The sequence below is a fragment of the Arthrobacter sp. B0427-1-12 genome, assembly GCF_059092905.1.
The window spans coordinates 1-6024 of record NZ_JBNHIC010000104.1 but is presented as its reverse complement, the minus strand read 5'-3'; the positions used below and the strand labels follow the sequence as shown (position 1 = coordinate 6024).

The 6024-nt window shown below is 65.6% G+C and carries 5 protein-coding genes; 2 read left to right on the top strand and 3 right to left on the bottom strand.

Annotation, left to right across the window (positions count from 1 at the left end):
• Window positions 1–454: 454 nt before the first annotated feature.
• Entirely contained in the window at window positions 455–1006 is a 552-nt protein-coding gene (locus AC5RWU_RS23500; protein ID WP_493986589.1) for a hypothetical protein, read from the bottom strand.
• 577 nt (window positions 1007–1583) lie between these two features.
• Between AC5RWU_RS23500 and AC5RWU_RS23495 the strand changes: the two genes are divergently transcribed.
• Both AC5RWU_RS23495 and AC5RWU_RS23490 read left to right on the top strand, forming a co-directional pair.
• The gene (locus tag AC5RWU_RS23495; RefSeq protein WP_493986588.1) at window positions 1584–2345 is read left to right on the top strand and encodes an SDR family oxidoreductase; all 762 of its coding nucleotides are present in this window, start codon (window positions 1584–1586) and stop codon (window positions 2343–2345) included.
• A complete protein-coding gene (locus AC5RWU_RS23490; protein ID WP_493986587.1) occupies window positions 2345–3655 on the top strand; it encodes an MFS transporter in 1311 nt (436 codons plus the stop codon). The genes AC5RWU_RS23495 and AC5RWU_RS23490 overlap by 1 nt, the downstream gene beginning before the upstream one ends.
• Before the next feature lie 187 nt (window positions 3656–3842).
• Here AC5RWU_RS23490 and AC5RWU_RS23485 read toward each other — a convergent pair whose 3' ends face one another.
• Together AC5RWU_RS23485 and AC5RWU_RS23480 are read right to left on the bottom strand one after the other, a co-directional pair.
• On the bottom strand, window positions 3843–4544 hold the full coding sequence (locus tag AC5RWU_RS23485) for a potassium channel family protein (protein ID WP_493986586.1): 702 nt from the start codon (window positions 4542–4544) through the stop codon (window positions 3843–3845).
• Window positions 4537–5901 carry a TrkH family potassium uptake protein gene (locus tag AC5RWU_RS23480; RefSeq protein ID WP_493986585.1) on the bottom strand — a complete coding sequence of 455 codons (1365 nt, stop codon included), beginning with the start codon at window positions 5899–5901 and terminating at the stop codon, window positions 4537–4539. The genes AC5RWU_RS23485 and AC5RWU_RS23480 overlap by 8 nt, the downstream gene beginning before the upstream one ends.
• Between the last annotated feature and the right edge of the window lie 123 nt (window positions 5902–6024).

Sequence of the window (6024 nt, the reverse complement as noted above, 5' to 3'; positions counted from 1 at the left end):
GCAGCAGCTTCCCGATGAGAGGACGGGCGTGTACCGGGGTCCGGACCTCGTGCGGGGCGGGGAAGCACCCGCACCTTACCCAGCCCTGATGAAGCGCGCGTCAAAGCCCCTTTCGGGCACGGTCAGTGCCGCCAGCCGTCGCACCTGTGGCCGCACCATTTCCGAAGGTCTGCAACTGCTCACCGCCAACGGGTCCGGCGCCGTGAATGATCAACGGTCGGACTCAGTGAAACCTCCAGCAGATGAACTGCCGTCATAGGCGCTGTTATCGGTGTTCCCGCCTTAGCCGTTATGCGGAGCGAGGCCCGTGGTCCAGGTTCATGGATGGGGGCGGCAGGGGTGTGTTGTTGTGGCCGGGGGTGGTGTTCTGTAAACTGAATGGCGCGAGGAGCAGTAGCTCTGAGAAGTTAGCCTGGCAGTCTTCCGGATGGTATGACGAGCCAGGCTTGCGCATTTAAAGCATCCGTACGTCCGCTACCAGCGGATCGGCGTGCCGGATCCACGGTCCGCCCTTTTGGTAGCACCATGCAACGGCGTCACTGACCCAGAGCAGGGGCTCTTCCTGGCGCTTCTGATGTGCATACACCAGGTCTTTGTATTTGTTTTCCCGCAGTTGGGCGGCGATGATGCGCCGGTCGGCGGCGGCCAGTGAATCGTCCTGTTCGATGATGAGGCGGCCGGCGGCGTGGGTGCACAGGTCGCCGATCAGGGCTTCGAGGCAGGCCGGTCGGGCGATTTTGTCCGGCTGGCCTTTCATCACGTACACGACCGTCTGCACTCCGGTCGTTGCTGCCCCTTTCAGGAAGGCCAGCCGGTGTGCATCCCGTTCGTTCTTGAAGTGAACTGACGTGGAGTTCCTGTGGCGAAGGCCGGCGATGACGGCTCGGGACGCGCTGACTTCCGCCGGGGAAACGACCGCCGCGGCGATGTAGTACCCCTTGGCCTTCGACTCGTCCACGAAGACGTGGGCCCTGCGGGGAAACGCATACGGCGTTTGCTTCTCCATCTATAGAGTTCTCCAACTGCACTGAGCGACTGCCTCGCGCCGGAACAATCCGGCCGCCTCCAAGTCTCGCAGACCGAGCCTGCAGCCCTGCAATCAGCGTCGGCAGGGCGAAGCGGCAACCTTCAATCCTGGCCCAACGAACACACCGGGTGAAGGAAGCCGGCAAGGAACGCATTGGACGTATACAAATGCGCCTGTTATCGACGTTGGCTGTCTGCCGAGCAATTCGTTGAAGAGCCTGACGAGCATGCGGCAGCTCGCCCCTGGTCGGCTCAAAGCGGATGGGCCGGTGGTCTTCGGCACAGGGACCGCAGAACACGAGGCTGCGCTTGGCGGTCGGTGATCTTGCCTGGCCCCGGGCCGTACGCGCTGGAAAACCATCTCTACGAGCGACGGCGGCAAGGAGGGGTGGGCCGGAGCGCAGGTTGCCTATTGCATCACGTTAGTTGACGCATCAACAAAACTGCTGCAATATAGATGCATATGCATCAAAAATGCATTGGGAACACCGACGAGGGAGCAAACAGGCTCACCCGCCTCTGTCCCCCGCCTGACAATCAACACAAGGAGCAAGACCATGTCACAGCGGGTACTGGTTACCGCCGGAGCAAACGGAATCGGCCTGGCCATCGCCAAGGCCTTCGCAGCCGATGGGGCACGCGTCCACATCGCCGACATCAATGCCGAGGCGGTCGCCGCCGTCACCGGCGCCAACGAAAACATCACCGGCACGGTCGGCGATGTCAGTTCGCCGGCGGACGTCGACTTCCTTTTCCAGGACGTGGCGAAGAACCTCGGCGGGCTGGACGTGCTGGTCAATAATGCCGGCATCGCCGGCCCCACCGCCCCGGTGGAGGACTACGACCCGGCTGCCTGGGCCGCCGTCGTCAATGTCAACCTGAACGGCACCTTCAACGTGACCCGGAACGCCATTCCGCTGCTCAAGGAGTCGGGGGCCGCGTCGATCATTACGATGTCCTCGCTGGCCGGCCGCTTCGGCTACCCCAACCGGGTGGCGTACTCGACCACCAAGTGGGGCCTGGTCGGCTTCGCCAAGACGCTGGCGATGGAGCTGGGCCCGTTCGGCATCACCTCCAACACCATCCATCCCGGTGCCGTGGACGGTCCGCGGATCATGAGCGTGTTCGAAGGCCGCGCCGCCGTCTCCGGCCGCACCGTGCAGGAGGAGATCGACAGTGCCATGGCCAACCAGTCGGTCAAGCAGTTCATCAACCCCGATGACATTGCCGCGCTGGTGAAGTTCCTGGCCGGACCGCACGCGCGCACCATTTCCGGCCAGATGTTCCCCATCGACGGGGACTCCAAGGCGGCTGTGTAATGTCCACCGCCCAAGTCGAAAACCCCGCGGCCGGCACCCGGGAACCCGGGGCGCCGGGCGGAGCCGCACCGGAGCGGCCCGCCTCCCTGTGGCGGGGCCGGGTCCTGCTGATCATCGGCGTGGTGCTGCTGGGCATCTCCCTGCGCCATGCGGTGACCGGCCTGTCCCCGCTGCTGCCCGTGATCCGGGAAGAGCTGGGCTTCGGTGTGGCCGGCGCCAGCTTCCTGGGCATGCTTCCCACTCTGAGCTTCGGTGTCGCGGGTTTCATCGCGCCGCTGCTGATCCGCCGGCTCGGGGCAGAGGCGACGGCCGTGACCGCCATGCTGCTGGCCGCCGCCGGCACGGCCGGCCGGGCCTTCACGGACAGCGTTCCGCTGTTCTTCGCCCTCAGCGTGGTGGCTCTGGTGGGCATGGGCTTTGGCAACGTCGCGGGCGCGCCGCTGGTGAAGAAGTACTTCCCGGACCGTCCGGCGCCGATGCTGACCGTGTTCGCGCTGCTGATGCAGGCCGGGGCCACGCTGCCGGCGATGGCCGCCGTGCCGATGGCCGAGGCCGCCGGCTGGCGCGTTTCGATTGGCTCGTGGGCCATCCTCGCCGTCGTTGCCGCGCTGCCGTGGCTGATCCAGCTGCTCAAGCTGGCCAGGGAGAAGAACGGCGCCGGAACCAGTGCTGCCGCGGCTTCGGCCGGCGGACCGCGCCTGGGCCTGGCGCAGCTGGTCAGGAGCCCGGTGGCCATCGGTACCGCCCTGTTCTATGCCATGGCATCGCTGAATACCTACGGCATGCTGGCCTGGATGCCGACCATGTTCACCGACTCCGGCATGGACCTGGGAGCCGCCGCGGGTGCGTTCTCCATCTTCACCTTCATGACCCTGCCGATGGCCTTCATCGTCCCGATCCTGGCCACCAAGCTGAAGAACCCGTTCCCGCTGGCCGCCCTGGTCTCTGTGGTTGCACCCGTCGGTTACATCGGCATGATGGCCGCGCCGGAGGCGGCACCGGTCTGGGCCTTCATCACCGGCATCGGTGGCGGAGCGTTCCCGCTGGCCATCGCGATGTTCAACCTGCGCACCCGCACGGCCGCCGGCTCGGCCGCGATCGCCGGGTTCGCGATGGGCGTGGGCTACCTGTTCGGCACCCTGGGTCCGCTGCTGGGAGGGGCACTTTTCTCCGCCACCGGCGGCTGGACGGTTCCGCTGATCGCCTACGCATCCACTGGGATCCTGATGCTCATTGGTGCGGCCATGATGACCAAGCGCGGCAGGTTCCTCGAGGACAGGTTCGAGGCGCCGGCAACCCCGACGGCATAGCCGGAAACCAACACAATGTCCTCTTTCGCAGGGCAAAGGGCGGAGCCGGGAATGTGAGTACATTCCCGGCTCCGCCCTTTTTAACGCAAAAACCTGGCTGCCATGTCATATGCGCTGTTATCGGCGTCCACGATGCACTTGGACGGGTGCTGAATTGTGGGGTCACCGGCGTGAAAGGGGTTGGTGGTTAGTGCAGCTGGCTGAACTGCTCGGCGTCGCGGGTGCTGCCGGCGACCAGGATGGTGTCGGTTTCTTCGATGACGGTGTCGGCAATCGGGTAGGTCCAGTCGAGTCCGCGCGGCTTGTAGGCGACGACGGCGACTCCGTATTTGTCCCGGATTTTGGTGTTGGCCAGGGGGACGCCGATGATTTCGCGCGGGGGCACGGTTTTGATCATAACGAATCCGGGGTCGACTTCCACGTAATCTTCCATGGCGCCGCGGACCAGGTGGGCGACCCGGCGGCCCATGTCGTGTTCGGGGTAGACGACGTGCCGGACTCCGAGCTGTTCCAGGATCTGGCCGTGGGCGGCGCTGATGGCCTTGGCCCAGACCATCTTGATGTTGAACCGCAGCAGCAGCGAGGTGGTGAGGATGCTGGCTTCCAGGTCGGTGCCGATGGCGACGACGGCACGCTCGAACTCATGGACGGAGAGCTGGCGGAGGGCCTCCTCACTGGTGGAGTCGGCGCGGACCACATGGGTAAGTTTGCCGTTGAGGGCCTGGACGGTGTCGGCGCTGTTGTCGATGCCGAGCACTTCGGTGCCGGTGGCCATCAGCTCCAGGGCCAGGGAGGCGCCGAACCGGCCCAGGCCGATGACGGCCACGGAGTCGGCTTCGGCGAGGTCCTGGTTGGAGGAGGTGAAGGCGGTGAACAGGGATTTAGCCAATGAGGGGTCGCTCCTTGGGTAGTTCGTAGAGCCGCCGGTGCTGGTGCAGGGCCAGGGCGGTGGCGAAGGTGACCGGTCCGATGCGGCCGATGTACATGACGGCGATCAGCAGCAGCTGTCCGGCGGCGGGCAGCTGGGCGGTGATGCCGGTGGACAGGCCCACGGTGGCGAAGGCGGAGATCACTTCGAACAGGAGCCGGTCCAGGCCGAAGTCGGTCATGAGCATCAGGATCATGGTGGGGAGGATGATGACGGCGATGGCCAGCAGGACCAGGGTGATGGCCTGGCGGTGGACGGAGCGGGAGAGGCGTTTGCCGAAGATGTTCACGGCCACCTCGCCGCGCATTTCGGTGTACATGATGAAGAAGAGCACGGCGAAGGTGGTGACCTTCAGCCCGCCGCCGGTGCCGGCGGGGGAGGCGCCGATGAACATCAGCACGTCCGTTCCCAGCCAGGTCACCGGGTCCATGGCCGCGTAGTCGAGGCTGTTGAAGCCGGCGGTGCGGGGCACGACGGCCTGGAAGAAGCCGGCCAGCAGTTTCGCGCCGAAGCCGAGCCCGCCCAGGGTGGCCGGGTTGGACCATTCGACGGCCAGGAAGAACACAGTGCCGGCGGCCAGCAGCACGGCGCTGCCGGCCAGGACCAGTTTGGTGTTCATGGACCAGTGCCGCGGGTTCCGGAATTCCCTGCGCAGCTGCATCAGGACAGGGAAACCCAGGCCGCCCAGGATCACGGCCGCGGCGATGGGCAGGATGATCCACGGATCGGCCACAAAGGACATCAGACTGTCCGAATACAGGGCGAAGCCGGCGTTGTTGAACGCGGAAATGGAGTGGAAAATCCCGTACCAGAGCGCTTCACCGAACGGTTTGCCGTAGCCGGCCATGAACCGGGCGGTCAGTACGGCGGCGGTGGCCGCCTCGATCAGCACGGTTGCCTTGAGCACGCCGAGCAGGACGGCCCGAACGTCGCCGAAGCCTTCGGCCTTGGTTTCGGCGGAGACGGAGATCCGGGCGCTGAGTCCCAGCCGGCGGGAGAGCATGATGCCCAGCAGGGAGGCGAAGGTCATGATGCCGAACCCGCCGACCTGGATCAGGCCCAGGATGATGGTCTGACCCAGCGGGGACCAGTAGGTGGGGGTATCAACAACGATCAGCCCGGTCACGCAGACCGCGGAGGTGGCGGTGAACAGGGCTTCGAGGAACGTCGCCCCCTGGCCCGTGGCGGTGGCGGCCGGGATCAGCAGCAGTGAAGTGCCCAGCAGGATTGCGCCCAAAAAGCCCAGGGCGATCAGCCGGGTGGGATGTATGGAGCGCCGCTGCGGTGCTGCGGTATCGATGGCCCAGCCGGTGAACATGATTGAAAACGCTAGCACCGCAGAGGGGGCCTGATCCCGGGAATCCGGGGCCCGGGGGCGTTAAGGTTTCGTCAAAAATTCCCGTGGAGGGGGAGGGGGGGGGCCTCCAGAGAGACAACGACA